The organism is Centipeda felix (assembly GCF_900186465.1).
GTDB lineage: Bacteria > Bacillota > Negativicutes > Selenomonadales > Selenomonadaceae > Centipeda > Centipeda felix.
In genome coordinates, this window is record NZ_LT891958.1 from 448135 (window position 1) to 473631 (window position 25497).

At 58.8% G+C, this 25497-nt stretch carries 20 protein-coding genes and 1 riboswitch; of the genes, 8 read left to right on the forward strand and 12 right to left on the reverse strand.

Annotated elements, in window-relative coordinates; genetic code table 11:
* Positions 1 to 46 precede the first annotated feature (46 nt).
* Positions 47 to 985 carry a YitT family protein gene (locus C1713_RS06605; RefSeq protein WP_102493394.1) on the reverse strand — a complete coding sequence of 313 codons (939 nt, stop codon included), beginning with the start codon at positions 983 to 985 and terminating at the stop codon, positions 47 to 49.
* 172 nt (positions 986 to 1157) lie between these two features.
* On the opposite strand from C1713_RS06605, the gene pfkB reads away from it, so the two are divergent.
* Positions 1158 to 2066, forward strand: a complete 909-nt coding sequence (pfkB, locus tag C1713_RS06610) for a 1-phosphofructokinase (protein WP_040572425.1) — start codon at positions 1158 to 1160, stop codon at positions 2064 to 2066.
* A gap of 307 nt (positions 2067 to 2373) precedes the next feature.
* Positions 2374 to 4275, forward strand: coding sequence for a PTS fructose transporter subunit IIABC (locus tag C1713_RS06615; RefSeq protein ID WP_102493395.1), 1902 nt, complete (start codon positions 2374 to 2376; stop codon positions 4273 to 4275).
* Between the two features lie 55 nt (positions 4276 to 4330).
* Here C1713_RS06615 and C1713_RS06620 read toward each other — a convergent pair whose 3' ends face one another.
* From C1713_RS06620 to C1713_RS06675, 11 genes are all read right to left on the reverse strand, one after another.
* Complete coding sequence (locus tag C1713_RS06620) at positions 4331 to 5275, reverse strand: Dyp-type peroxidase (RefSeq protein WP_102493396.1); 945 nt, start codon at positions 5273 to 5275, stop codon at positions 4331 to 4333.
* 81 nt (positions 5276 to 5356) lie between these two features.
* Positions 5357 to 6559, reverse strand: a complete 1203-nt coding sequence (locus C1713_RS06625; RefSeq protein ID WP_102493397.1) for a type IV pili methyl-accepting chemotaxis transducer N-terminal domain-containing protein — start codon at positions 6557 to 6559, stop codon at positions 5357 to 5359.
* Positions 6560 to 6836: 277 nt separating this feature from the next.
* Positions 6837 to 8501: a methyl-accepting chemotaxis protein gene (locus tag C1713_RS06630; RefSeq protein WP_102493398.1), complete on the reverse strand. Its 1665-nt coding sequence runs from the start codon at positions 8499 to 8501 to the stop codon at positions 6837 to 6839.
* 304 nt (positions 8502 to 8805) lie between these two features.
* Positions 8806 to 9363 (reverse strand): peptide-methionine (S)-S-oxide reductase, encoded by a 558-nt coding sequence (locus tag C1713_RS06635; protein ID WP_102493399.1) that lies wholly within the window; start codon positions 9361 to 9363, stop codon positions 8806 to 8808.
* 12 nt (positions 9364 to 9375) lie between these two features.
* A complete protein-coding gene (gene meaB, locus C1713_RS06640) occupies positions 9376 to 10554 on the reverse strand; it encodes a methylmalonyl Co-A mutase-associated GTPase MeaB (RefSeq protein WP_009753794.1) in 1179 nt (392 codons plus the stop codon).
* Positions 10555 to 10846: 292 nt separating this feature from the next.
* Positions 10847 to 13045, reverse strand: coding sequence for a methylmalonyl-CoA mutase (gene scpA / locus C1713_RS06645; protein WP_009753793.1), 2199 nt, complete (start codon positions 13043 to 13045; stop codon positions 10847 to 10849).
* Complete coding sequence (locus tag C1713_RS06650; RefSeq protein WP_102493400.1) at positions 13045 to 15228, reverse strand: methylmalonyl-CoA mutase family protein; 2184 nt, start codon at positions 15226 to 15228, stop codon at positions 13045 to 13047. The genes scpA and C1713_RS06650 overlap by 1 nt, the downstream gene beginning before the upstream one ends.
* A gap of 436 nt (positions 15229 to 15664) precedes the next feature.
* Positions 15665 to 15892, reverse strand: a riboswitch (cobalamin riboswitch).
* Between the two features lie 98 nt (positions 15893 to 15990).
* Entirely contained in the window at positions 15991 to 16800 is an 810-nt protein-coding gene (locus tag C1713_RS06655; RefSeq protein WP_009753791.1) for a G5 and 3D domain-containing protein, read from the reverse strand.
* A gap of 325 nt (positions 16801 to 17125) precedes the next feature.
* Positions 17126 to 17881: a pyruvate formate-lyase-activating protein gene (gene pflA, locus C1713_RS06665; protein ID WP_102493401.1), complete on the reverse strand. Its 756-nt coding sequence runs from the start codon at positions 17879 to 17881 to the stop codon at positions 17126 to 17128.
* Complete coding sequence (pflB, locus tag C1713_RS06670) at positions 17868 to 20117, reverse strand: formate C-acetyltransferase (RefSeq protein WP_102493402.1); 2250 nt, start codon at positions 20115 to 20117, stop codon at positions 17868 to 17870. The genes pflA and pflB overlap by 14 nt, the downstream gene beginning before the upstream one ends.
* 285 nt (positions 20118 to 20402) lie before the next feature.
* Complete coding sequence (locus C1713_RS06675; RefSeq protein WP_102493403.1) at positions 20403 to 21569, reverse strand: MFS transporter; 1167 nt, start codon at positions 21567 to 21569, stop codon at positions 20403 to 20405.
* 115 nt (positions 21570 to 21684) lie between these two features.
* Between C1713_RS06675 and C1713_RS06680 the strand changes: the two genes are divergently transcribed.
* The 6 genes from C1713_RS06680 (at position 21685) to C1713_RS06705 (ending at position 25464) form a co-directional block, all read left to right on the forward strand.
* Entirely contained in the window at positions 21685 to 22242 is a 558-nt protein-coding gene (locus C1713_RS06680) for a flavodoxin family protein (RefSeq protein WP_050341710.1), read from the forward strand.
* Between the two features lie 59 nt (positions 22243 to 22301).
* A complete protein-coding gene (locus C1713_RS06685) occupies positions 22302 to 22568 on the forward strand; it encodes a DUF4160 domain-containing protein (protein ID WP_039981324.1) in 267 nt (88 codons plus the stop codon).
* Between the two features lie 10 nt (positions 22569 to 22578).
* Positions 22579 to 22923, forward strand: a complete 345-nt coding sequence (locus C1713_RS06690) for a DUF2442 domain-containing protein (RefSeq protein WP_009753784.1) — start codon at positions 22579 to 22581, stop codon at positions 22921 to 22923.
* 11 nt (positions 22924 to 22934) lie between these two features.
* Positions 22935 to 23303 (forward strand): nitrous oxide-stimulated promoter family protein, encoded by a 369-nt coding sequence (locus C1713_RS06695; protein ID WP_009753783.1) that lies wholly within the window; start codon positions 22935 to 22937, stop codon positions 23301 to 23303.
* Entirely contained in the window at positions 23300 to 24247 is a 948-nt protein-coding gene (locus C1713_RS06700; RefSeq protein WP_102493404.1) for an asparaginase, read from the forward strand. Before C1713_RS06695 ends, C1713_RS06700 begins: the two co-directional genes overlap by 4 nt.
* Before the next feature lie 284 nt (positions 24248 to 24531).
* Positions 24532 to 25464, forward strand: coding sequence for an NAD(P)/FAD-dependent oxidoreductase (locus C1713_RS06705; RefSeq protein ID WP_102493405.1), 933 nt, complete (start codon positions 24532 to 24534; stop codon positions 25462 to 25464).
* The last annotated feature ends 33 nt before the right edge of the window (positions 25465 to 25497 follow it).

Below are 25497 nucleotides of genomic sequence, written 5' to 3' on the forward strand. Positions count from 1 at the left end.
TCGCGGCCCCCTCCCCCGCGTGTACGGGGGAGGCTTTGGGGAATCCTTAGTGAATCGCCTTTTTCTTGAAACGTCCGCCCACGATGTCATGCACGGCATTGATGGTCACAAAGGCGCGCTCGTCCTTGTCAAGGACGATCTCCTTCAGCTTGTCCAGTTCGAGGCGTGTGACGACACAGTAAAGGATCTCCTTTGCATCGCCCGTGTAGCCGCCCGCGCCGTGCAGCAGTGTCACACCGCGCCCGAGGCGTTCGTTGAGCGCTTCGGTCATCTCCTCATGCTCGCTCGTGACGATCATGACGGCATACGACTCATCGAGCCCTTTCAGCACGACGTCAATCATCTTTGCGATGACGAAGTAGGCAAAAAGCGAGTACATCGCCTTGTCCCAGCCGTAGAGCAGGCCCGCCGAGGAGAGGATAAAGAGGTTGATGAACATGACCACCTCGCCGACGGAGAACTGCGTCCGCGCATCCATGATGATCGCGACGATCTCTGTCCCGTCGAAGCAGCCGCCCGTACGCATGACGATACCGACGCCGAGCCCCGTCACGACGCCGCCGAAGATCGCGGCAAGGAAGGGATCGTTCGTCACCTGCGGTACGTCGTGAAGCACACTCGACCAGATCGAGAGCATGATGATGGCAAAGACCGTCGAGAGCGCGAAACTCTTGCCGATCTGTTTGTACCCCATAAAGACAAAGGGAATATTATAGAGCACGAGGAACACGCCGAGGCTCATGCCCGTGATCGTCTGCGACATGATCGACAAACCGACGACGCCGCCGTCGATGACATTGTTCGGGATGAGGAAAAGATCGAGTCCTACGGCAGTGATGAAGGCACCGATAATGAGCCGCAGGCATTTTTTGATGTAGAAAAATGCCCCCTTCGGAGCTGCCTTCTTGGGGTGCGGCGTCGGTGCCGGCTTTTCCTGTGCCTCCACAATAATCTGCTCAGTACTGCTGTCTACGATTTCGTTCATACGTCCTCCCATTCCCCAAAAACGCTGTACCTTTCTTTTTTATTATAGAGGAAAGAAAATCCGCTGACAAGTCCACCGCTATGAGAACGACTTCCTTGACTTTACTGTGCCTGCATTATATGATGGCAATATTGGAAAGAGATTCATCTGTAATGGGACAGGAGGGATGTATATGATCTACACGGTCACCTTCAATCCGTCGATTGACTACATCGTCCGATTGGAGCAGTTCACCCCGGGCGAGATCAACCGCGTGAACTATGAGCAGATCCTGCCGGGAGGCAAGGGCATCAACGTCGCCATCGTACTGAAAAATCTCGGACATGATGCAACGGCACTCGGCTTCCTCGCGGGATTCACAGGTACAGCGATGCAGCAGCAGCTCCGCTCATTCAATGTGACGGAGGACTTCGTACATCTCGACGAAGGGTTCTCACGCATCAACGTCAAGATCAAGGCGGAGCGTGAGACGGAGATCAACGGGCAGGGGCCGAAGATTCCGCCCGAAGCGCAGCGCGCGCTGTTTGAAAAGCTCGATCGTCTCTCACACGGTGACACCCTCGTCCTCGCAGGGTCGATTCCGAATACCCTGCCCGACGATATCTATGAACGCATCATGGAACACCTCGACGGGCGCGGCATCCGCATTGTCGTGGATGCGACGAAGAACCTTCTGCGGCGTGTGCTGAAGTATCATCCGTTTCTCATCAAGCCAAACAATCACGAGCTTGGCGAGATGTTCGGCGTGACATTGAACACAGACGACGAGATCATCGAGCATGCGAAACGCCTGCAGGACGAGGGCGCGACAAACGTCCTCATCTCCATGGCGGGCGACGGTGCGATCCTCCTCACCGAGGAGGGCGTATTCTATCGCTCTGCCGCGCCGAAGGGCACACTCGTCAACTCTGTCGGCGCAGGCGACTCAATGGTCGCAGGCTTCCTCGCAGGCTATATGGAGTCGGACGGCGACTACGAGCGCGCCTTCTACATGGGCGTTGCGACCGGCTCCGCCTCGGCATTCTCCGAGAACCTTGCCACGCGCGAGGAGGCTCTCGCGCTGCTGAAAACAATCGCGTGATGTAAGAGCGGCGTGCGTCCTGCGTGTATGAACGTAAACCTATCGCAGCTGTGCAATCCCATGTGGCGTGTGTCCTGCGCAGAATCCTCGTTACGCAAGCGGTCGTGTGCTCGTCCGCCAAAATACCTGCGGATTCCAAACGCGCTGCGCTTGAACGATTAAAATCCGCAGGGGGCGGGCCGCACACTCTGTGCCGGTTGCTCCACCAGGGTTTGCTAAAGGACTGCACGCCACGCCAAACAATGCGGATATTTTCAAGGAATATTGCACAGCAGATACAATACAATGAAAAAGGAGGGTTTTCCCTTTGCATATCAACGACCTTCTTAACCCTAAGAGCATAGCCCTCGGCGTCTCCGCCCCCGCCTCCAAGGAGGCAGCCATCCGCCTGCTCGCGGACTGCATGGAAAAGGGTGGAAACCTCAGTAACAAGGAACAGTACGTCAAGGACGTACTCGCACGTGAGGCGAGCGGCACGACGGGCCTCGGCGACGGCATTGCAACCCCGCACGCCAAGAGCGACGGCGTAAAGGCAGCAGGTCTCGCCGCCATGACCATCCCCGACGGCATGGACTTTGCCGCGATGGACGGCAACCCGAGCCGCCTCTTCTTCATGATTGCCGCACCGAACGGCGCAAACGACGAGCACCTCACCATTCTCTCCAGCCTTGCGACCATGATTATGGATCCCGACTTCAAGGAAGCACTCATCGCCGCCAAGACCGTCGAGGAATTCCGCGGCCTCATCGACGCGAAGGAAAACGGCACCTTCACCGCGCCGAGAGCCGCGGAGGAGAGCACGGAGAGCGCACCTGCCGCCGACCACATCCAGATCCTCGCCGTTACCGCCTGCCCCACGGGCATCGCGCACACCTTCATGGCGGCGGAGAGCCTGGAACAGCACGCGAAGAAGCGCGGCATCTCCATCAAGGTCGAGACGAACGGCTCGGCGGGCGCAAAGAACGTCCTCACACCGGAGGAGATCGCGGCCGCCGATGGCATCATCGTCGCGGCGGACAAGAACGTCGCCATGTCGCGCTTTGACGGACACCGCGTCGTCATCACGAAGGTCGCGGACGGCATCAACAAGGCAGACGAGCTCATCGACCGTGCCCTCGCGGGCTCCGCGCCCGTCTATCACGCGAGCGGCGCGGATACGGCAGAGGGGGCGGATGCATCCGAGGAGGAGAGCCTCGGACGCCAGATCTACAAGCACCTCATGAACGGCGTCTCGCACATGCTCCCGTTCGTCGTCGGCGGCGGCATCCTCATCGCCCTCGCCTTCCTCTTTGACGACTACACGATTGACCCGTCGCATTTCGGCTCGAACACCCCGCTCGCCAAATTCTTCATGGATGTCGGCGGCGCATCGTTCGGCTTTATGCTTCCCGTTCTCGCGGGCTTCATCGCCATGTCCATCGCTGACCGCCCCGGTCTCGCCGTCGGCTTCGTCGGCGGCGCACTCGCGGGTGCACACGGCACGGGCTTCCTCGGTGCACTCCTCGCAGGATTTATCGGCGGCTATGCCGTCAACTTGCTGAAGAAGGGCTTTGCGGGACTGCCCGCCGCACTCGACGGCATCAAGCCTGTCCTGCTCTATCCGTTCTTCGGCATCCTCATCATCGGCTTTATCACCCTTTTCATCATCACGCCGCCCGTCGCCGCCATCAACACATGGATGGTCGCGACACTCGGCAGCATGGATCCCTCAGCGCGCGTCCTTATGGGCATTGTTGTCGGCGGCATGATGGCGATCGACATGGGCGGCCCAATCAACAAGGCGGCGTATGTCACGGGCACGGGGCTCCTCGCCTCGGGCGAGTATCACGTCATGGCGGCAGTCATGGCCGGCGGCATGGTTCCGCCGCTCGCGATTGCCCTAGCGACTACCCTCTTTAAGAACCGCTTCACCGAGAGCCAGCGCAAGGCGGGCATCACGAACTACGTCATGGGGCTCTCCTTCATTACGGAGGGTGCCATTCCCTTTGCTGCCGCCGATCCCGTCCGCGTCATCCCCTCGATGGTCGTCGGCTCGGCACTTGCGGGCGCACTCACCATGGTCTTTGACTGCACGCTGCGTGCGCCCCACGGCGGCATCTTCGTCGTCCCGACCATCGGCAACCCGCTCATGTACCTCGTGAGCATCATCATCGGCGCCATCGTCGGTGCTGTCATCCTGTCGATGCTCAAAAAACCGATCAAAGAATAACGGCATAGAAAAATACCGCCGCACCGAGATCCTCGGCACGGCGGTATTTTGCGTTTTAGAACAATTCACCCTCGGCGATGCGCCCCATGAGCTCCTTCGACGGGATGAAGAAGAGCTGTCCCTTCAGTGCCGTCGAGTACTCGAGCAGGCGATCGTCCTGCGTGAACATATTGATGACCATCGTGCGCGTCACATCCCAGTGGCGTGCATAGCCGATAAAGTAGGTGCCGCGCACGCCCTCGCCCGGATTCGCATAGACGACGTTCATGCGCACGATCTTGTGTTCCTCGTCGTCGCGGTTGTCCTGCGAGATGATGTTGTGTGCGCGCGGGTCCTTCTCGTCATCGTCGAGCTCCAGATCGCTGTACTTCCGACGGCCGATGTACTTTTCCTGCACCTCGGTCGGCAGGGCGCGCCACGCATCGAGATCGTGAACATACTTCTGTGCGAAGGCATAGGAGCCATTGATGAAGTCGGGATCCTCCGCGCCAATGATCGCCCACTCCTTCGCCTCCTCACCGACGGGATTCTCCGTCCCGTCGATAAAGTCGATGATGGCACGACCCTCACGATAGTGAAAACCGTGCGTCTCATCCACAACATCCACGATGGGGCGCAGGAAGCCCATGATCTGATCGACGACGAGATAGGTCGTCGATGCCTCATCTGCACGTACGTGCAGGAAAAGATCGGCAGGCGTCGTCGGGGCCTGATGGTTCTTCCCATTGACGCCCTTGAAATCCTCAAGTTCCTTTGGTTTCGCGGCATGCGGGAAGAGATACTCCCATGCGCGGTTGCTGAACCCAAAGGTGAGCTTTACCATCTCCGGTGCAACGCGGATGTTCATCGAACGCTGAATTGCTTCGATGCGGTCCGCCATATCGGCGATGATCTCCCGTTCCTTCTCGATGTCCTCACGCTTCAACGAGAGCATGACAAAAATGACGCTCTCCCCCGCATCCTTGAACACATCCTGCGCAAGATCTGCCTTGACCTCCATGGTATACCTCCTATTTCATACACATCCAAATCCCGATCCTATGGTACGGCATTGCTCCATGCGAGGCAAGAATCCACCGTGCTACACCTTGAACTTGCCAACCAGCTCATCCAGCTCGGCAGCGTGGCCCTTGAGATGCTCGGCCGTTGCGGCAAAGGCATCGAGAGAGGCGGTTTCCTGCTCGATTGCGGCCGCCGCATCCGTTGTATGTCCCGCGATCTCACGTGAGGCCTTGGCGACCTCCTCCGATGCCGCTGCTGCGACCTGTGCGCAGGCGCGTACCGCTTCAATAGAGGTGAGGAGCGCCGTACGGTTCACGTTCTCCGCCTGTGTAAGTACCTGCATCTCCTCCAGATGTGCAGAGATGCCGGTCACACTCGACGCGAGCATCTGGACATTCTCATCCTGCTCGCTGGTGTGCGCGGCAACATGGGTGATGGCAAGCGCATTGTACTCGACTGCCTTGCTGTTCTCAACACTCGCCCGCCACATCGTATCCGACAGCCCCGCGACCTCGGCTGCGCAAGTCTGCGCACGCTGCATGATCCGGCGCAGCTCGCTGACAAAGGTGTTGAAGGACTGCACAATGCGCCCGATCTCGTCAAATCGTCTGGTGGTGAGCTGCTGGGTGAGATCCGCCTCCTTGCCCGCGACCTCGCGGAACGATGCAGTCAGTGCCGCAATCGGCCGCAGTACCTCCATGATGATGCAGTAGGAGGACACGGCAAAGACAAGGAACGCAAGGACGATCACGCCCACGCCGATCTGCTTGGAAACGCCGATCTTTGCCTGGCTGGCATTGTCATACGCCGTGACGAGCTTGTCCACCTCGGTCACATAGCCGTCAACTTCGGCAGCAACGACGGCATTCGCCTCGTGCTTTTCCTCCGTCCCCACAGCCCCCGTGACGGCGAACACATTTGTGCGGTACTCCTCCCAGAGAGGCTGCAGCGTGCGCAGCTGTTCCTTGATCGCCTCATCCGATGCCGGACGAAGGCCGAGCTCGGCATCTCCCCTGCGCAGCCCCGCAAGGATGCGGTCATACATCTCGATCTGCACCATCATCATACTACGGAGCTCCGCTGCCTCCGCTGCATCGGCGGAGACCATACGTGCCGAGAGCCATGCAAGCTGATAGGCACGCATGCGCAGCGAGCCGGAGGCATTGACGGCGGGAGCGTCCCCGTCCAGCTGGGCAAAGGTGGCAAAGTTCAGCCCGACCAGCCCGATAATGAAGACGAAAAGGGCGACGAGTGTGATTCGCAGTTTATTATGAATGGACATAGTTCCCCTCTCGTTTCAACAGAAAAGTCCTTTCCGCTGGTATATCGCAGGAAGAACGCGGCGCAATCCCCCATCTGATACATCCGCATAAGAAATCGCTGATAAAATAACAGCCGATCGATCGGTGCAGATTTTCCCTTCCAAGGAAAGCGACCGACGCCCAGCAAAGGCTGTGCGGAAGATTGTTGACACAGGCCGGACGAAAAAAGATGCGCCAAGGAGCACACACGAATTTTATCCGCCCCCATAAACATGGCATAACGGCGTCTCACTGGAGTCAGGTCTTGAACTTTCCGACGAGGCCGTCCAGCTTCGCCGACAAACCGGACAAGCGCTCTGCAGTAGCGACGACCTGTTCCATGGTCGCGCTCTGCTCCTCGATGGCAGCTGCCGAGTCCTCGGTGAGCCCCGCAATCTGTTTTGCCGCTGATGCGACATTCCCCGACGTGCCCACAACGTTCTGTGCGCCTGTCGATGCCGTCTGATTCAGCTGCACGATCTCAGCTGCCGCACGGCGGCTCTCCTCGGAGCTCGCAGCGATGGCATTCAGCGAGGCACGCACTGCAGCAACCGCCTCCGTGATCTTCTCGAGCTCGCTGACCAGCTCCTGATTTGCACTGCGCGTCTCATGCACCTGCTGACGAATGCCGGTCATCTTTTCCGTGACATCGTCCGCCGCAAGGCTCGAGCTCTCAGCGAGCTTGCGCACCTCCTCCGCGACGACAGCAAAACCACGTCCGCTCTCCCCCGCACGTGCAGCTTCGATCGCAGCGTTGAGCGCGAGCAGATTCGTCTGCCCCGAGATGCCCTTAATGAGATCGATGATCTGATTGATGTCCTCCGCATACTGCGTGAGCGTCTGCACATTCCGATCCATCGTCATGACAATATCGCGCAGGCCATCGGTCTGGGATGCAACACGTGCCGCACCGTCCCTTCCATCCGCTGCCTTTCCCTCAGAATCCGCCGAGAGGGCAGCAGAGCGTTTGGCAGCCGCGAGCATCTGCGCCATGTGTTCCGCGATCTGTTCCACATGGTCCGCGAGGGCCTGCATATCCGTATTCTGTTCATTCGCCCGCCCTGCGACATCGGTGACGGAGCCGGCGACCACTTCGACGGCCTTGCTGCTCTCACCGCTTGCCTGCGAGAGTGCACCGGAGAGCTGTGCAACCTCCGCTGCACTCTCCTGTGCGCCGCGTATGATCGTACGCAGTTTCCCGACGAAGGTGTTGAAGTAGAGGACGATCCGTCCGATTTCATCATCGCGCGCTGCGTGAAGCTGCTGCGTCAGATCCCCCTCGCCCTCAGAAATGCCGCGAAACGAATCCGTCAGCGCCGCCAGGGGGCGCAGAATCTGTGTGAGAATCAGCCAGAGTGCACCGCCCACCACAAGAACAGCAAGCAGAATCACGCCGAGCTGGATGTCCTTGGACCTTTCGATCTTCGCCTGTCCGGCGGCATCGTAGGCAGCGACCAACTTGTTGACCTCTGCCACAAAGGGCGCAACCTCTTTTGCTGTCTTTGCCTCTGCGGTGCGGCGCGCCTCCTCATCCGTTCCCTCGGCAGCGGCACGGATATCAGCACGATACGCCTCCCACAGCGGCTTCACAACGCCGAGCTGTCGCTGGACCGCCTCATCCGAGGGTGCCGTCAGCCCCATCGCCGCATCGCCCTGCTCCAGCCCCTTCAGAATACGATCGTAGTCCTCCAGATTCTTCTGCATCGCCGCGCGCAGCGTCTGTGCGTCGCCCTCATCTGCCGACACGAGCCGTGCTGCCCCCCACGAAAGCTGATAGGCGCGCATCCGCAGCGAGCCGGAAGCGTTGACCGCAGGCGCATCCCCCTTGAGTTCATTGAACGTAAAGAAGTTCAGCCCAACTAATCCCACGATGAATACAAACAGCAGAATAAGAATCGACTGTAGTTTCGTGCGTATGCTCATACTCGTCTCCCCTTTGGTTTCCCCGTCCATTCTGCACACTGTCGCAAGATCCGGCACATGCGCGTATGGAACGACACTATAGAACTTTTTTATTCTTTTGATTATAGCATAAAATAATTCTGTATAAAAATAAAAATCGTCTATGATCCAAAAAAAGACCACTGGTCCCACGGGCCAATGGTCTTTTGGGGGAATCGCTGATAAAATAAAATCTGTCAGATTAGCGCAGATTTTTGCCCAATTTGCCGACACAGTGCGGGCAAAAAATGCGCTAAGACGGCAGTGCTGGATTTATCAGTACTTCCTATAGTTTAACAAGTTCGCGCAGACGTGCAAGGTCGATGTAGGTCTCCGTCTCGGGATGCCGCGTGAGATAGCCTTGATGCTCGTCCGCTGCCGGCTGAAACGAGATCAGCCGCTCCATCGTAGCGTGCATAACGCGCCGTGCTGCCGCACTGCTGTTCGGATCATTGAGTGTCAGGTGCTCCCCCGTCGCGGGGCAGCGTCCCTTGCCTGCGAGAAAGGTGAGGTAGAGCGCAATCTGCGGCTCGTCCTCCGCACTCTCGTAGAAGATGCCCGCGCGATACACGGCACCGCGCACATAGCCCTGCCCGTCGATGCTGTACGGCGTAACGACGGAAAAATGCAGATCGAGCAGCTGTGAGATGTCCGTCTTTTTGGGATCGTAAACGATCTCAACGCCCACACGACCGCCCGACGCGCCTGTCAGCGCATCCTCGTGCGCGGTCTGCGGCGCAGCGTTGATGTAGCCCGTGCGGACGGAGACGATGCCGCGCCGTCCGCGAAACACCTCCTCGAGCTCGTACATATCCGCACCCGAAAGGCAGATGCGTTTCGTCATGGGTACACCTCCTCAATTCGTAAAGAGGTCGACCTGCCGTCCCGCCGCACGGTGCACATCGAATACACTGAGCAGCTCCGCAACTGCCTGGGTCGGTGAGATGCCGCCCGAGAGGACCGCATCCTTTACCTCGGGCATGCGCCCGCGCACAACGGCATCATCGAAGAACAGGTTGTGCAGATGCTCGTCGATCATACTGTTCATCCAGTCGAGCAGCTGCCCGTCGCGCCGCTTCTTCCACACGCCGCTCTTCGTGGTCTTCTCGCGAAAGATGCGGATGATCTCCCACAGCTCGGCAAGTCCTGTCTTCTCGATCGCGGAGGCAAGGTAAGCGTGCGTCTCCCAGCCCGGTGTCGCGGGGCGGATAAACTCGATCATGCGCTCGTACTGCCCGCGTGCGACCTTCGCCTTGATGAGGTTGTCCCCGTCCGCCTTGTTGATGACGATCGCATCCGCAAGCTCCATGATGCCCTTCTTGATGCCTTGGAGTTCATCGCCCGCGCCCGTCAGCACGACGAGCAGGAAAAAGTCAACCATGGAGCGCACCGTCGTCTCGGACTGCCCGACGCCGACGGTCTCGATGATGATAACGTCGTAGCCGGCCGCCTCGCAGAGCAGCATGGTCTCACGGCTCTTGCGCGCGACGCCGCCGAGTGTGCCGCCTGCAGGAGAGGGGCGGATGAACGCCTCGGGACGGCGCGAGAGGGTTCCCATACGTGTCTTGTCGCCGAGGATCGAGCCCTTCGTGACAGAACTTGTGGGGTCAACGGTGAGCACAGCGACACGATGTCCCGCATCGCAGAGCATATTGCCGAACGCCTCGATCATCGTGGACTTGCCTGCCCCCGGCACGCCCGTGATACCGATGCGCAGAGCATTGCCCGTCTTCGGCAGCAGGCGCTGAAGCACGCGCTGGGCACGCTTGAAGTGCTTGCTGCTGTTGCTCTCGATGAGCGTGATCGCACGAGATAGCGTCATGCGGTCGCCGCGGGCCACGCCCTCAACATAGTCATCTTCACTGAGGACAAGTTTGCGGTGGGACATCCCTGTCCCGTTCAGCAATTTCGGGTTGATGTTGCCGACGGTCAGATCCTTGATGCCCTCGATGCCGCCCATGACGCTCGTCGTAAACTTCGCGTCGGCGTCCTCGGGTACCCAGTCGGGCCGTTCTGTGGTATATTTTTCGCTCATAAAGCCTCCTTTCCTACTAGGAAAAATTATGGCGTTGATATTTTCTGTATTGTATAGACGTGCAGTTCCCCTGAGCAAACCCTAGAGAAGCAAGCGGAAAAGAGGACACGTTCTGCCCCCTGCGGATTTTAACCGTTCAAGCGGAGCGCGTTTGGAATCCGCAGGTGTTTTGGCAGATAAGTGTCCGACCGCTTGCGTAACGAGGGTTCTGCGAAGGGGCACGCACGGCAACCATTCTGTTGTATGGCGGCAAAACGCCGCCCTCATGCAGAGAGCGGCGCCGCTATTTGCCTTATCCTGCGGCTTCTTCCTTCGCGCGTGCGATGAGAAGGGTCAGGAGCTTGATGCCCGCCTCGGGGATGTTCGTACCCGGTGCGAAGATCGCAACCGCGCCGTGCTCGTAGAGGTTGTCATAGTCCTGCACGGGGATGACGCCGCCGATGCAGACCATGATGTCGTCACGTCCGAGCTTCTTCAGTTCATCGACGAGCTGCGGCAGGAGCGTGTTGTGTCCCGCTGCGAGGGAGCTGAACCCGACCATGTGCACGTCGTTGTCGACCGCGTCCTGCGCTGTCTCTGCGGGCGTCTGGAACAGGGGCCCCACGTCGACGTCCCAGCCCATGTCGGCGAAGGAGGACGCGATGACCTTCTGCCCGCGGTCGTGTCCGTCCTGTCCCATCTTCGCGACGAAGATACGCGGACGGCGGCCCGTGAGTTCCTCGAACTCGTCCGCCATCTCACGGGCGCGGTCAAGCTCGGTCTTGTCCGTAAACTCGGAGGAGTAAACGCCAGAGATCGTATGAATGACCGCCTGGAAGCGTCCCGAGACCTTCTCCACCGCATCGGAGATCTCGCCGAGCGAGGCGCGTGCGCGCGCCGCATCGACGGCCGCCTCGAGGAGGTTGCCGTTGTCGCGGCTCTCTGCCGCCTTCGTGATGCCCTCAAGGCAGCGGCGCACGTCGTCTGCGTTGCGCTCTGCGCGCAGTTTTTCGAGACGTTCCACCTGTGCCTGGCGCACCGCTGTATTGTCGATCGCGAGGATCTGCAGGGGATCTTCCTTTTCGAGGCGATACTTGTTCACGCCGACAATGCTCTCCAGCCCAGAGTCGATCTGCGCCTGACGGCGTGCCGCCGCCTCCTCAATGCGCATCTTCGGCAGTCCCGTCGAGATCGCCTTTGCCATGCCGCCGAGGGACTCGACCTCCTGGATGTGTGCCCAAGCACGGCGAATGATCTCGTTTGTGAGTGACTCGACGTAGTAGGAGCCGCCCCATGGGTCGATGATCTTGCAGACGCTCGTCTCGTCCTGAATGTAAAGCTGCGTGTTTCGTGCGATGCGTGCCGAGAAGTCCGTCGGCAGGGCGATCGCCTCATCGAGCGCATTCGTATGGAGCGACTGTGTGTGCCCGAGTGCCGCTCCCATCGCCTCCATCGCCGTGCGCGCGATATTGTTGAACGGATCCTGCGCTGTGAGTGACCACCCCGAGGTCTGGCTGTGCGTGCGGAGCGCCATCGATTTGTTGTTCTTCGCGCCGAAGGACTTGACAATCTTCGCCCAGAGAACGCGCGCCGCACGCATCTTGGCAACCTCCATAAAGTAGTTCTTGCCGATCGCCCAGAAGAATGAGAGACGCTTCGCGAAGTCGTCAACGGCAAGTCCCGCCTTGATGCCCGTGCGGATGTACTCAAGACCGTCCGCGAGCGTGTAGCCCAGCTCGATGTCCGCCGGCGCACCAGCCTCCTGCATGTGGTAGCCGGAGATGGAGATGCTGTTGAACTTCGGCATATACTTCGTCGTGTACTCGAAGATGTCGCCGATGATGCGCATGGACATCTCCGGCGGGTAGATGTAGGTATTGCGCACCATGAACTCTTTCAGAATATCGTTCTGAATCGTGCCCGCCATGATCTTCTTATCGACGCCCTGTTCTTCGCCCGAAACGATGAAGAACGCGAGGATCGGCAGCACTGCGCCGTTCATCGTCATGGAAACGGACATCTGGTCGAGCGGAATGCCCGAGAACAGGATGTTCATGTCCAGCATGGAGCAGACCGAGACGCCTGCCTTGCCCACGTCGCCGACCACGCGCGGATTGTCCGCATCATAGCCGCGGTGCGTCGGGAGGTCAAATGCGATCGAGAGTCCCTTCTGCCCGGCGGCGAGGTTGCGCCGATAGAAGGCGTTCGACTCCTCGGCCGTCGAGAACCCCGCGTACTGGCGCACCGTCCACGGACGGAACACGTACATCGTGGAGTAGGGCCCGCGCAGGCAGGGCGGAATCCCGCTCGCAAAGTCGAGGTGGTTCATGTGCGCATAGACATCGTGATCGTAGAACGGTTTCACGGGGATGCGCTCCATCGTCTTGTGTGTGAGTGCCTCAAACGTCCGTCCCGTACCGCCTTCGAAAAGGGCGCGCCATTCCTTGGAGTCTGCGGACGGGCTTTCGCCGAGGCTCATGCCCGTGAAATCCGGGTTCGTAAAGCCTGCCATTACGCAATCATCCCTTTCTGTTTCTGGAGACCCTCAAGGATCTCATAGCAGTTCGCGCGGACGGAGATATATTCGTCAATGCCCGCTTCCTTGTATGTCTCAAGCAGATCCTTCGGCGCGGCGCCCGCGAGAAAAACGCGTGCCTGCGGCAGCACCTTGTGGAGCTTTGGTGCAAGGGCAGGGACGATCTCGGGATAGGTCGCATCCGTAGAGCAGATGACGACGGCATCCGCACCGCTTGCACGCGCCGCCTCCGCTGCCTCATCGACGGTCTTAAAGCCGTCGTTGCCGAGTACCTCGAATGCACCGACCTGCAGGAAGCCTGTGGTAAAATCTGCGCGCGCCTTGTGCTGCGGGATAGGGCCCATGTTCGCGAGGAAGATCTTCACATTGTCATCCTTCGCTGCCTTATAGTCCTCTGTGCGCCGGCGCAGCGCCTCAAAGCGTTCGCTCCAGCGATGCGGGGCAATCGCCGCGACCGTCTCCGCACCTTTCCCCGCCGTGAGCGCCGCCATCAGCTCGGCAATCGTCGCCCCTGCAAGCGCCGCCTCAACAGCATTCTGAACGGAACCATCTGCCTTGAACGCCGCAAGTGTCTCGTCGCGGTGCTTTGTGTCGATGTCGGAGAGATATGCTTCGATATCTTTCGTGCGCTGTGCCTTGAGCGCTGCCGTATCCTCGGCGCGTGTCTCGAGCAGCGTCTCCGTCATGTTCGGATACATGTTGTTGCCGACAATACGGTCACGGCGCAGGTCGGCATTCTTAAAGCGGTCGGCGAGCACCTTCGCGATGCCCTCCTGAACCGTGCCTGCACGCAGTGCCGCAGCGATGCCGCCCTCTTTCTCGATGCCTTGGAACGCCGCCCAGATTTTTTCCTTCATCTGGCGCGTCAGCGTCTCAACCGCCCACGAACCGCCGGCGGGGTCGATCGGCTGCAGGAGACCGAATTCCTCCTGGAGCATGATCTGGACGTTGCGCGCAATGCGGCGCGAAAACTCATCGCCCTTGCGGATGGGTTCATCAAACGGCGCACTCTCAAAGGAGTCGATGCCGCCGACAACGCCTGAGAAGATCTCCGTCGTGTTGCGGAGCATGTTGACATACGGATCGTAAACGGTCTTGAAGAAGAGTGCGGGGCGCGCATGGATACGCATCTTCTGCGCCTCGGCATTCCCGCCGAAGGCCTTCACGATCTGTGCCCAGAGCGGGCGCACAGCGCGCAGCTTAGCGATCTGCAGGAAGAAGTTTGCCCCCATTGAGAACGCAAAGGCAATCTGCGATGCCGCCGCATCGATCGTGAGGCCCCGCTCACAGAGGGCGCGCAGATACGCCGTCGCCGCGGCGAGAACTGCCGCGACCTCCTGTACATCGTTCGCTCCGCCGCTGCTGTAGACATCGCTGCGCACGAATACCGTACGCAGATGCGGTGCGTTCACCGTCGCCCAGCGCGCCGCCGCCGCGAGACTGTCATAGTATGAGTCAAGGGACGCAGGCAGTTTTCCGTCTGTCACAAGAGCGCCGATGGGATCTGCACCGACAATGCCACGCACATTCTTCATATCCTCGCCTGCTGCACGGCGTGCCGCCGCGACGAGCGCAAGCAGAGGCACGGCGTTCGCACCCGCGTAGACGTAGAGGGGGAACTTCGCGAGGTCAAGTCCCGTGAGGAGCACGTGCATGTCCTCGACCGTCGTCACACTCGTCCCCGTGTCGCCGACCTTCTCCGCCTGACGCGCATCCACACCGGCGCGCGACGCCGTATCGAGCACAATGTGGTAGATCGTTGCGCCCTTGTCGTTCTCATGGCGCAGGAGCTCGTTGTTCTCTGCCGGGAGCGTCTCGTCACACGCCTGCGCGATGCCCCACGGCTTGCCGATGTAGCCCGCCGCATCCACGCCGCGGAGATAGTCCCCCATGCCGGGCATAACTCCCTTCGGCAGGATGTCCTCCGTATGCTTCCGCGTGTACATGGGGTCAAAGGTGATCCCCTCATAGGTCTTCGTGAACATCTTCTTTTCGAACGGCGCGCCCTTCAGGAGTGCCTCACAGGCGGCTTTCCACTCCTCATCCGTAGGCGGCGTGAATTCATCGAGCGGAACATCGGGGAAATCCTCAACATCCGCCGATTTCTTCAGAAGCTTCTGAAGTTCCTCGTCGCTCGACCGCTCTTTTTCTTCCGGCATATTACGTCCTCCTTTAATTTATTCCGGGAAGGCTCTGTCAGTTCAATGGATAAACTGACATTATGATAAAGCAACCAATGCAAGTTTTGCACACGATTGCTAACCCTAAAAAAAATCGCCCTGAGCTTCCACCCTCAGAGCGTTCCCTCATCACGAGGGAAAAACGAGAACTGAAAAGATGAGCAATGTTTCCCCAAGGAGCAATGCTCCTTCATCCCGGGGAAATCTCTGCGCATGTTCCCATACGTGCGCACAGATCTCCGCAGGATCGCGCAGGGAATCGAGCCTTGCATAGAAAAAGCCCATCCCGCAGCAGCAGAATGGGTCTTTTTCGGTATCGTCACTCAGTTCTCGTGTCGTTTGGTCGCGGCTGCGCCAAACTTTATATCAAGCGAACGAATCCGCAAAATCTCCATCCCCATCACTCGCAGGTCAATCGGTGATTGTTAATCAAGCAGGTCTCCTGGCTCCAGTTCATCGCTCCTTCGCATCTTCCCGGGGGGCTTCCCCAGTGACTGCCGGCTCGCGCTGGCGTGCGAATTTGCTCACTGTTACAGTGGCGTGACCGCTCCGGCTTACGAGATCATATCTCCCTACCGGATTCCCTATGAAGCATTAAGGCTTTGCACAGCAAAACCTCTACACTTGATCCAATTTCTATATGTAATTTTTATGGTACGATAGAATAGTACCACTGAAAGCACTTCTTGTCAATAAAAAAGAATCACTGTGTGAATAATTCCACAGTGATTCTCTCTTTTGTTACTCGAGGACGTAGACCTCAACCGAGCGCCGGCCGAACTGGATTGCCTCGTCATAGCTCTCCATGCAGAGGTCAATCGTGTTGCCGACGATCGCCCCGCCCGTATCCGCAGCGATTGCCTCGCCGTAGCCCGGGATATAGAGCCGCGAGCCGAGCGGAATGACGTTCGGATCGACGGCGACAACACCGCGGCGCGCCGCCATGCCGGTCGCCGTAATGCCGCTGCCGCCCCCGTCACTCGGGAGATAGGCGGATGCGTGCATTGTATAGGCTGCACGATAGCGGGGAATCCCCCGACTTACGCGTTCGGCCTCGCGCTCACGCGCGCGCCGCTGCTCCGCCGCCTGCTCATTCTCTGTGAGCTGTATTGCAAGGTTTGCGGTGACTGGTGTATCAACACCGGGGTTCACATCAACCTCGTTCATATTGTAGCCATACTCTGCCACAACGTCGCCGACGGTATGTCCGCTCGTCATAACCTGCTGCGTATCGCCCCAGAAGGAGATGGTGACGGGCACGGCGCGCCGTACGGAGATGTCCGTACGCGGCGGATCCTTGCTCTCCTGCACCTCGTAGGTGTCCTTCTCGCCGAGCGTAACGCCAAGTTTTGCAAAAATATCGTTAGGCTGCGTCTGCACCGTCATGTCGTTGATCGTCTCTCCATCGACATGCACACTCACGCGGTGCATATTCTTCGGCAAGCCGTTCATCGTGAAGCCGCTGGACATCAGCATCATGCCCGCCAGCGCCGCACAGAGCACCGTGTTCTGCTTCTTTCTCACAAATGTTCCTATGCTTTTCCACTGCATAGAATCCCCCCTTTGTTGGAGGTATTTTCCCACTTTGACCTGAATTTTTCATGAAGAATGGGATGTGAGTTAAAATTGAAAGCGATTTTCCGAGTTTGCGCGCCACTTTGCTAAAAAATGCAGTACAGAGCATCGTGCTCCATACCGCAGTTTTTTTATGGAATCGCTGATAAAATGAAGTCCGTCAGATTGGCGTAGATTTTTTCGTCCGAACGAGGTGGAAAACCGGACGCAGAGTGGTGCTCTGTGGAGGATTTTCCGCTGAAGTGCGGGCAAAAAAGATGCGCTAAGATGGCGGTGCTGAATTTATCAGTGCTTCCATTATTTATCCTCTGCGCGGCAGGTCATTTCCCCCGCACAGGATTGCCTCGGCGCGCGCGATCTCCTCTGCCGTCGGCACGGGCGTATCCCCGAGCGGGTACGGCAGATGAAGTGCCTCATATTTGTGCCGCGCCATCGCATGATAGGGCAGCACCTCCACGCGCTCGACCGTTCGCAGCGTCCCGATGAAGTCCGCCAGCCGGTGCAGGTCATCGGCATCCGTCGTCCACCCCGGCACGAGCACGTGACGGATCCACATGCTTTTCCCCTGCTCCGATAGGTACCGCGCGAGTGCCAGTACCGGTGCATTGGACGTGCCCGTCAGCGCACGATGCTGCGCGGGGTCGATGTGCTTGATGTCGAGGAGAAAGAGATCGGTGAGCGGCAGCAGCGCCCGAAACGCGCTGAAGAATGGCTCATCCTCGGTAAAGGGGCCGCCCGCCGTGTCGATGACCGTGCTGACCTGCTGCTCCTTCGCCAGGCGAAAGAGCTCCGTCACAAACGGAAGCTGCAGCAGCGGCTCGCCGCCGCTGACGGTGATGCCGCCGCGCTCCTTCCAGTATGGACGATAGCGCAGTGCCTGCCGCAGCACATCCGCCGGCGTTCGCTCCTCGCCGCCTCCTAGCCCCCATGTCTCGGGGTTGTGGCAGTACTGACAGCGATAACAGCAGCCCTGCACAAAGACGATGAAGCGGATGCCGGGGCCGTCGACCGAGCCGAAGCTCTCCGTGGAGCTGATCCGACCGTTACATCCGGTCATGGAAGGTACGCGAGATCACATCCTGCTGCTGCTCACGCGTCAGGCTGATGAACTTGACGGCGTAGCCCGAAACGCGGATGGTGAAGTTCGCATAGGCGGGATCCTCGGGATGCTCCATGATATGCTCGAGAGTCTCGCGCCCAAACACATTCACGTTCAGATGATGTGCCCCCTGATCGAAGTAGCCGTCCATGGCGCTCACAAGGTTCTGCACGCGCTCGTCCTCGTTGTGGCCGAGCGAGGCTGGTGTCATACTCTGCGTATTCGAGATGCCGTCGAGTGCCCAGTGGTACGGCAGCTTTGCCACGGAGTTGAGCGAGGCAAGCAGCCCACAGCACTCCGCGCCGTAGCTCGGGTTTGCGCCCGGCGCAAGCGGCGTCCATGCCCTTCGTCCATCCGGCATCGCGCCCGTGTACTTGCCGTAGACGACGTTCGACGTGATCGTGAGGATCGAGGTCGTCGGTTCGGAATGACGGTAGGTGTGGCGCGCCTTGATCTTCGAGAGGAAGGTCTTGAGCACCCATTTCGCAATCTCGTCCGCGCGGTCGTCGTCGTTGCCGTAGCGCGGGAAGTCGCCCTCGACCTCGTAGTCCACGACGATGCGGTCATTGTAGATCGGCTTTACTTTCGCGTACTTGATCGCGGAAAGCGAGTCAACAACATGCGAGAAGCCCGCAATGCCCGTTGCGAACGTGCGGCGCACATCCGTGTCGATGAGCGCCATCTCTGCCGCCTCATAGTAATACTTGTCGTGCATATACTGAATGATGTTCAGCGCGTTCACGTAGACGTGCGCGAGCCAGTCCATCATGCGCTCGTACTTGATGATGACGTTGTCATACTCAAGGTACTCCGTGCGGATCGGGCGGTAGGCAGGACCGACCTGCACGCCGCTCTTTTCGTCCATACCGCCGTTGATCGCGTAGAGGAGACACTTTGCAAGGTTCGCACGCGCACCGAAGAACTGCATCTCCTTGCCCGTCTGCGTCGCGGAAACGCAGCAGCAGATCGAGTAGTCGTCCCCCCACTCGGGCTTCATCACATCGTCGTTCTCGTACTGGATCGAGCTTGTACGGATGGAGATGCGCGCCGCATAATTCTTGAACGTCTCGGGCAGGCGCGAGGAATAGAGGACGGTGAGATTCGGCTCGGGAGAGGGGCCCATGTTCTCAAGCGTATGAAGGAAGCGGAAGTCATTCTTCGTGACCATGTGGCGGCCGTCCATGCCGATGCCCGCCATCTCAAGCGTCGCCCAGATCGGGTCGCCCGAAAAGAGCTCATTATAGGAGGTGATGCGTGCGAACTTCACCATACGGAACTTCAGCACAAGGTGGTCGATCAGCTCCTGCGCCTCTTCCTCGGAGAGGAGGCCGCGTGCGAGATCACGCTGAATGTAGATGTCGAGGAAGGTCGAGATGCGTCCGACGCTCATCGCTGCGCCGTTCTGCGTCTTGATCGCCGCGAGGTAGCCGAAATAGAGCCACTGCACTGCCTCACGTGCATTCTGCGCCGGCTGCGCGATGTCGAAGCCGTAGCTCGCCGCCATCTCCTTCATGCCCTTCAGCGCACGAATCTGCTCCGCGACCTCCTCGCGCTGACGGATCACATCGTCGCTCATGATGCCGTCGCCATAGTTCAGGAGATCCTCCTGCTTGAACGCGATGAGGTGATCGATGCCGTAGAGCGCGACGCGGCGGTAGTCGCCCACGATGCGCCCGCGCCCATAGGTGTCGGGCAGTCCCGTGATGATGTGGCTGCGGCGTGCCGCGCGGATCTCGTCCGTATACGCGTCAAAAACTGCCTGATTGTGCGTCTTATGGTACTTTGTAAAGATCTCGTGAAGCTTCGGGCTGACCTTGTAGCCGTAGTTCTCAAGAGCCTCCTCCGCCATGCGGATGCCGCCGTACGGCATAAATGCCTGCTTCAGCGGTTTGTCTGTCTGGAGGCCAACCACCTTTTCAAGGTCTTTATGTGCGGGATCGATATAGCCCGGGCCGTATGCCGTCAGCCCCGAAACGACCTCCGTCTCCATGTCGAGAACGCCGCCCTTGGCACGTTCCTCCTTCTGGAGTTCCTGCACGCGTGCCCACAGACGATTCGTCGCATCCGTCGGCGGCGCAAGGAAGGACTCGTCGCCGTCATACGGTGTATAGTTGCGCTGGATGAAGTCACGGACATTGACCTCCTCCTGCCACACGCCGCCTGTGAATCCATCCCAATGTTTGCTGTGCAGCATAATATACCTCCTGTTATTTATTATTGAGAAAATCCCTCATTCGGTACTTTTATGATACTTGAATCGCATTCACTTTTCAATATCTTTCAGAAGATAAACGATATCAATATTTTTCATGAAAATCATAAAAAAATCATATAGGTTCTGCAGCAAAAAGGCAGACAGCATCCGCCGTGCAAATTTCCCGACGCAGGCAGTTGTATGCCTGCCCCACGAAAGGCTGCTGCGGAGTATCGTCGCCGTCCGCTATGGCCGCAGCATTCCTCATGAGCTCATAAGATAGAGCTATTCCCGCTCCGACCCCGGCTCCGGCGTCACGAATGCGAGAAGAGCCGCCAGCGGCAGTGCGATGACAGAGACGAGGAGCGCAGGCGCGAGCCCGATGTGGTCGCCGAGTGCCGCCGTCGCCGCGACACCAAGGCTGCCGAGGCCAAACGACATGCCGAGCATCATCCCCGACGCCATGCCCGCGTTCTCGGGGAGTGCCTGTTGTGCCCAGATGATTGAGCTCGGCTGCGGTGCCATCAGCATAAAGCCCGCCGCAAAGAGGACGGCACCGCCCAGTACGTCCGCGCTGACATGGGTGAAGTAGTAGGCAGACGGCAGGATGCCGAGGAGGAGCGCCCCCACGATGATTCTGCGCCCCGAGAGAGAATCGGCGAGGTTGCCGCCGACGAGTCCGCCGACCATGCCGCCGACCATGAAAATCATGAGAAAGAGCCCCGCTGCGTGCGTATCCTCGCCGCTGCGGACGAGGAGGAGCGGGAGGAACGTCCCGAATGCACCGTGTGTCCAGCAGCGCAGCCCCATCGCGAGGTTCAGCGTGATCGTCGTACGGGCAAAGAGAACGTGCGAGAGCTTCGACGGATGTGCGGGTGTGTGTTCGGGCAGCGAGGAGACGGCGCAGAGCCCCGAGTGCAGAAACAGCACAGCGATCAGGATCGTCGGGAGGAGCAAAAGAGGCAGAGCACGCAGCGGAAAGAAGTCGAGGAAGGCGACGAGGATCAGCGGGACAAACGCCATGCCCGCGTTCCCCCCTGCGATGAAGTAGCTCATCATCCCGTTTCCGCGCCCCTCCGCCGCTGTCCGTCCGATGAGCATGGAGGAGAGCGGATGGTAGGCCGCAACAGCGATGCCCGTCACGGCGACAACGAGGAAGAGAAGTGCCGTATGCGATACGTACCCCACCAGACACATGGGAGCAGCGGCGGCAGGCACGAGCCACGGGAGGAGCGGGCTGAAGTTCCGCCGATCCATCACGCAGCCGATGACGGGCTGGAGCATATTCGTCGTCACCGACGAGACCATGACAAGCACGCCGCACATCGTCAGGGACAGACCGAACTGCGTCATGAGCAGTGGGAGCAGGATGGGCAGAAAGTTTCCATAGAAATCCACCATCCCATGTCCCGTCGAGAGCAGTGCCGCCGCATGACGTATCTCATATTTCATCTCATATTGCCTCCTGTGATTGATTTCCTTGCACAATACGCAAAAGTATGTTGTAATAATTCCAACAGAATATAATTTTAGCAAACCGCAGGGAAATGTAAAGGAGTATTGTCACATGAGAAAATGGGCCGTCATCTATTCGTCCGCCTCTGGAAACACCAAAACGATTGCCGAGGAGATCGCCGGGACGGCAGGGGCTGACCTCTTCCCCATCCAGAACGCGCCGACGGATCTCTCCGCCTACGAGGTTGTCGCCCTCGGCTACTGGATACGGCGCGGCGGTCCCGACGATCGCATGAAGGCATACCTGCCGCAGGTCGCAGATGCGCGCGTTGTCCTCTTCCAGACGCACGGAACGGACGTCGGCTCAGAGCACGCCGTCACCTCCTTTGCGCGTGCCGCCTACCTCCTCGGAAAGGGCTGCGAAATCCTCGGCACATTCTCCGCGCAGGGAAAGCTCGCGCCCGCCCTCATCGAGCGACGCAAGAAATCCGATCCCGACGACACCCACAACAGCCCCGAGGCGCAGGAGCGCTGGGTGCGTGCCGCCGAGCATCCAAACGAAGCGGATCGCGCTGCCGCACGTGAATTCGTCCACAAAATGGAGCACAAAATGGATCTGCTCGAAAAATTCCGCCGTGCGCAGGAGGAAAAGAAAAGCGCACACGCTTGAATGCTTTACAGCCCCACGCTACCGCTTTATACTATTGATATAGAAAGATGCATTTTCTTATGCCCGAACTCAGTCGTTTTATGGGTATGGTCATCAAGATGATCTTTTTCGATGATGACCGCCATCACAAACCACACGTTCATGTATTCTACGGTGACTTCAAGGCATCCGTCGCCATCGACGGAGAACTCCTTGCTGGCAAACTGCCGGACAAGCAGTTAAAGCTTCTCACAGCATGGCTCTATATCCACGAGGATGAACTCTATGCTGCATGGAACAACGCCGTACGCGGGATGCACTTTGACAAGATCGAACCGCTCAGATAGGAGACACATCATGTATATTCGAGATGGGATTGCCTATGCCTCAGAGCCTTATGAGGATCTGACCATCACCGGTTTTCGCATCATTGACGACCTTTACATGGTCGTCACATTTTCAACAGGCGAGGAGCGTATTTTCGATGTTTCGGGACTTCTACGCTATCCTGCATTCGCGCCGCTGTCCGATCGCAGCGTATTTGATACAGCACGCTTGGAGCACGGATTTCTCACATGGCAGAATGGAGCAATTGACATTGCTCCTGAGGCAGTTTATAAGGAAAGCTACCCTTACAGTACACACACTGCCAATCGTCTGCCAAGCAGCAATACCCTCCCGCCTCTGGCATATTCTAGCTAAGGTTACGCTACATGGATACCGAAAAAAAACGCGCGATGGAAGCCGAGGTGATGTCGATGATGATCGGCATCTACTGCCGCGGACACCATCACGCGAATCGCAGTGCTGCATCTGAGAGCGAGCCCTCGCTCTGTCCCGACTGCCGCCGCCTCCTCACCTATGCCCGCAGCCGTATCACGGCATGCCCGCGCATGGATGTCAAGTCGTTCTGCTCTGCCTGTCCCGTCCACTGTTACAGCCGAGAAATGCGGGAGAAAATCCGTGAGGTGATGCGCTGGAGCGGACCTCGCATGCTCCTGCATCACCCGCTCATGACCCTGCATCACATGTGGATTGACTACCGTTCACGACGTCGCGAGAAAAAGGAGCAGCATCCATGAAAAAAATCCTGCTGATCGCCACGGGCGGCACCATTGCTTCGCGGGAAACGGAACACGGTCTGCGTCCCGCACTCTCCGCAGATGACCTGCGCGCTGCGATGGGCGTGAAAGACGCCGCCGTGGATACACTCGACCTCCTCGCCCTCGACTCGACCAACATCGCCCCGCCGCACTGGGAGCGGATCGCCCGGTACGTTGCCGACTGTCGTCAGGCACACGACGGCATCATTATCTCACACGGCACAGATACTATGGCGTACACCGCCGCTGCCCTCTACTATATGCTCGAGCATATCGACCGCCCTGTCGTCCTCACGGGGGCGCAGCGGCCACTCGGCACGGCGGACTCGGATGCGGGGGCAAATCTGCGCCTCGCTGCACGCGCTGCGCTCAGCGGACATGCGGGCGTCATGATCGCGTTCGGCGGACGCATCATTCACGGCAACGCCGCAAAGAAAGTTCACTCCCTCGCCGACGATGCCTTCCGCAGCATCGGGCGTACAGAGATCGACCTCGATGCCGCGCCCGTCCCGCCATCTGCCCCCTTCTGTCTGCATGGGACACTGGAGCGGCGCGTCGCCGTCCTCCGTCTCTACCCGGGGATGTCCCCCGACGCCGTCACAACCTGCATCAAGGCGGGCTGCCGCGGCCTCATCATTGAGGGCTACGGCCTCGGCAGCGTCCCCACAGGGGATGCGGAGGCGAGCTTCCTCCCCGCCCTGCAGCTCGCGCGCGAGGCGGGCTGCACCGTCGTCCTCACAACGCAGTGCATTGAGGGCGGCGCGGACATCCGCCGCTATGAGGTCGGCGTGCGGGCGGCAGAGCTCGGCGCTCTCTCGGGCGGCACACTCCCCATCGAGGCACTCTATGCCCTGCTCCTGCAGCGTCTTGCCGAGAGTCCCGCGGGGACGCCGCTCACCTCTCTCGATGTAGCTGAGAAATAAAAAACGCTTACCCTAAAAAATTATTGAAAATTTTTCTCAAATACCTATTGATTTTCTTTCTCACATGTGCTATATTCTATACAAGCTTTCGTTGAGGAAACATCCTCGGATGTTTCCAAAGCTCTCCTAAAATATAATACACAGCAAAGATAGTCCACAGTGGAGTGTGGGCTATTTTTGTGTCATCTTTTAACAATGACTCTTCAAAAGCAGAAATCCCCTATTGACAGCCATGCTATAATAAATCAAAAGGTCAATATCGTGGATCACAGGGAGATGAAGCTATGGCAAAAGAACATATCGAAAAGGATATTATCATCATCGGCGCGGGCATGGCGGGGCTGACTGCCGCACTCTATGCGGGGCGCATGAATCTCAGGACGCTCGTCCTCGAAAACGCGCTCGTCGGTGGTCAGATCGCCACGGCGGCGGATATTGAGAACTTCCCGGGCTTCGAGCGCGTGAGCGGGATGGAGCTGATCGGCACGCTCGAAAAGCAGGCGATGAATTTCGGTGCGGAGATCGACGAGTTCGACCGCATTGAGCGCGTCGATCTAAAGAGCACGCCGAAGATTGTGGAGACCGAAACACGCGTCTACGAGACGCCCGTCGTCATCATTGCCTCAGGCATGAACCGCCGCAAGCTCCCCCTGCCGCAGGAACCTCACTACTTCAATCGCGGTGTGCACTACTGCCATATGTGCGATGGGCACACGTATCAGGGCAAGGTGATCTCCGTCATGGGCGGCGGCAACGCGGCAGTCGATGCAGCGAACTTCCTCACGAAGTACGCCAAGCACCTCTATCTCATCCACCGCTCCCAGCTGCGCGCGGATAAGACCTCACAGGATGCGCTCTACGCCAATCCAAAGGTGACGGTTATGCTCGAGACGGAGATCACACATCTGAATGGCGAGGATCGCCTCACGTCCGTCGATCTCCTGCACAAGGATACGGGCGCGAAGGAGACACTGCCGGTCGATGCGATTTTCGTCAACATCGGCGTTATCCCGAACACGGAGCTCTTCAAGGGGCAGCTCGCCCTCACGGAGGCGGGCTACATCCCGGCGGGTGAGGACTGCCGCACGGAGATCCCGGGGGTCTTTGCCGCCGGCGATATCCGCGTCAAGGAGATCCACCAGCTGACGACCGCCGCCGCCGACGGCACGACCGCCGCCCTCCACGCGGAGAAGTATCTCGCGGCTTTGAAGAAGTAATGAACGATTTGATATAAACAACAAGGAGGAATT

What these genes read in the sequence shown, in the direction of transcription:
- C1713_RS06650 (WP_102493400.1), bottom strand. Translation starts at nt 15,228, where the DNA reads ATGCCGGAAGAAAAAGAGCGGTCGAGCGACGAGGAACTTCAGAAGCTT.
- pflA (WP_102493401.1), bottom strand. Translation starts at nt 17,881, where the DNA reads ATGACCGGATGTAACGGTCGGATCAGCTCCACGGAGAGCTTCGGCTCG.
- meaB (WP_009753794.1), bottom strand. Translation starts at nt 10,554, where the DNA reads ATGAGCGAAAAATATACCACAGAACGGCCCGACTGGGTACCCGAGGAC.
- C1713_RS06675 (WP_102493403.1), bottom strand. Translation starts at nt 21,569, where the DNA reads ATGAAATATGAGATACGTCATGCGGCGGCACTGCTCTCGACGGGACAT.
- C1713_RS06605 (WP_102493394.1), bottom strand. Translation starts at nt 985, where the DNA reads ATGAACGAAATCGTAGACAGCAGTACTGAGCAGATTATTGTGGAGGCA.
- C1713_RS06630 (WP_102493398.1), bottom strand. Translation starts at nt 8,501, where the DNA reads ATGAGCATACGCACGAAACTACAGTCGATTCTTATTCTGCTGTTTGTA.
- C1713_RS06625 (WP_102493397.1), bottom strand. Translation starts at nt 6,559, where the DNA reads ATGTCCATTCATAATAAACTGCGAATCACACTCGTCGCCCTTTTCGTC.
- scpA (WP_009753793.1), bottom strand. Translation starts at nt 13,045, where the DNA reads ATGGCAGGCTTTACGAACCCGGATTTCACGGGCATGAGCCTCGGCGAA.
- C1713_RS06700 (WP_102493404.1), top strand. Translation starts at nt 23,300, where the DNA reads ATGAAAAAAATCCTGCTGATCGCCACGGGCGGCACCATTGCTTCGCGG.
- C1713_RS06705 (WP_102493405.1), top strand. Translation starts at nt 24,532, where the DNA reads ATGGCAAAAGAACATATCGAAAAGGATATTATCATCATCGGCGCGGGC.
- C1713_RS06620 (WP_102493396.1), bottom strand. Translation starts at nt 5,275, where the DNA reads ATGGAGGTCAAGGCAGATCTTGCGCAGGATGTGTTCAAGGATGCGGGG.
- pfkB (WP_040572425.1), top strand. Translation starts at nt 1,158, where the DNA reads ATGATCTACACGGTCACCTTCAATCCGTCGATTGACTACATCGTCCGA.
- C1713_RS06695 (WP_009753783.1), top strand. Translation starts at nt 22,935, where the DNA reads ATGGATACCGAAAAAAAACGCGCGATGGAAGCCGAGGTGATGTCGATG.
- pflB (WP_102493402.1), bottom strand. Translation starts at nt 20,117, where the DNA reads ATGCTGCACAGCAAACATTGGGATGGATTCACAGGCGGCGTGTGGCAG.
- C1713_RS06635 (WP_102493399.1), bottom strand. Translation starts at nt 9,363, where the DNA reads ATGACGAAACGCATCTGCCTTTCGGGTGCGGATATGTACGAGCTCGAG.
- C1713_RS06690 (WP_009753784.1), top strand. Translation starts at nt 22,579, where the DNA reads ATGTATATTCGAGATGGGATTGCCTATGCCTCAGAGCCTTATGAGGAT.
- C1713_RS06655 (WP_009753791.1), bottom strand. Translation starts at nt 16,800, where the DNA reads ATGCAGTGGAAAAGCATAGGAACATTTGTGAGAAAGAAGCAGAACACG.
- C1713_RS06685 (WP_039981324.1), top strand. Translation starts at nt 22,302, where the DNA reads ATGCCCGAACTCAGTCGTTTTATGGGTATGGTCATCAAGATGATCTTT.
- C1713_RS06680 (WP_050341710.1), top strand. Translation starts at nt 21,685, where the DNA reads ATGAGAAAATGGGCCGTCATCTATTCGTCCGCCTCTGGAAACACCAAA.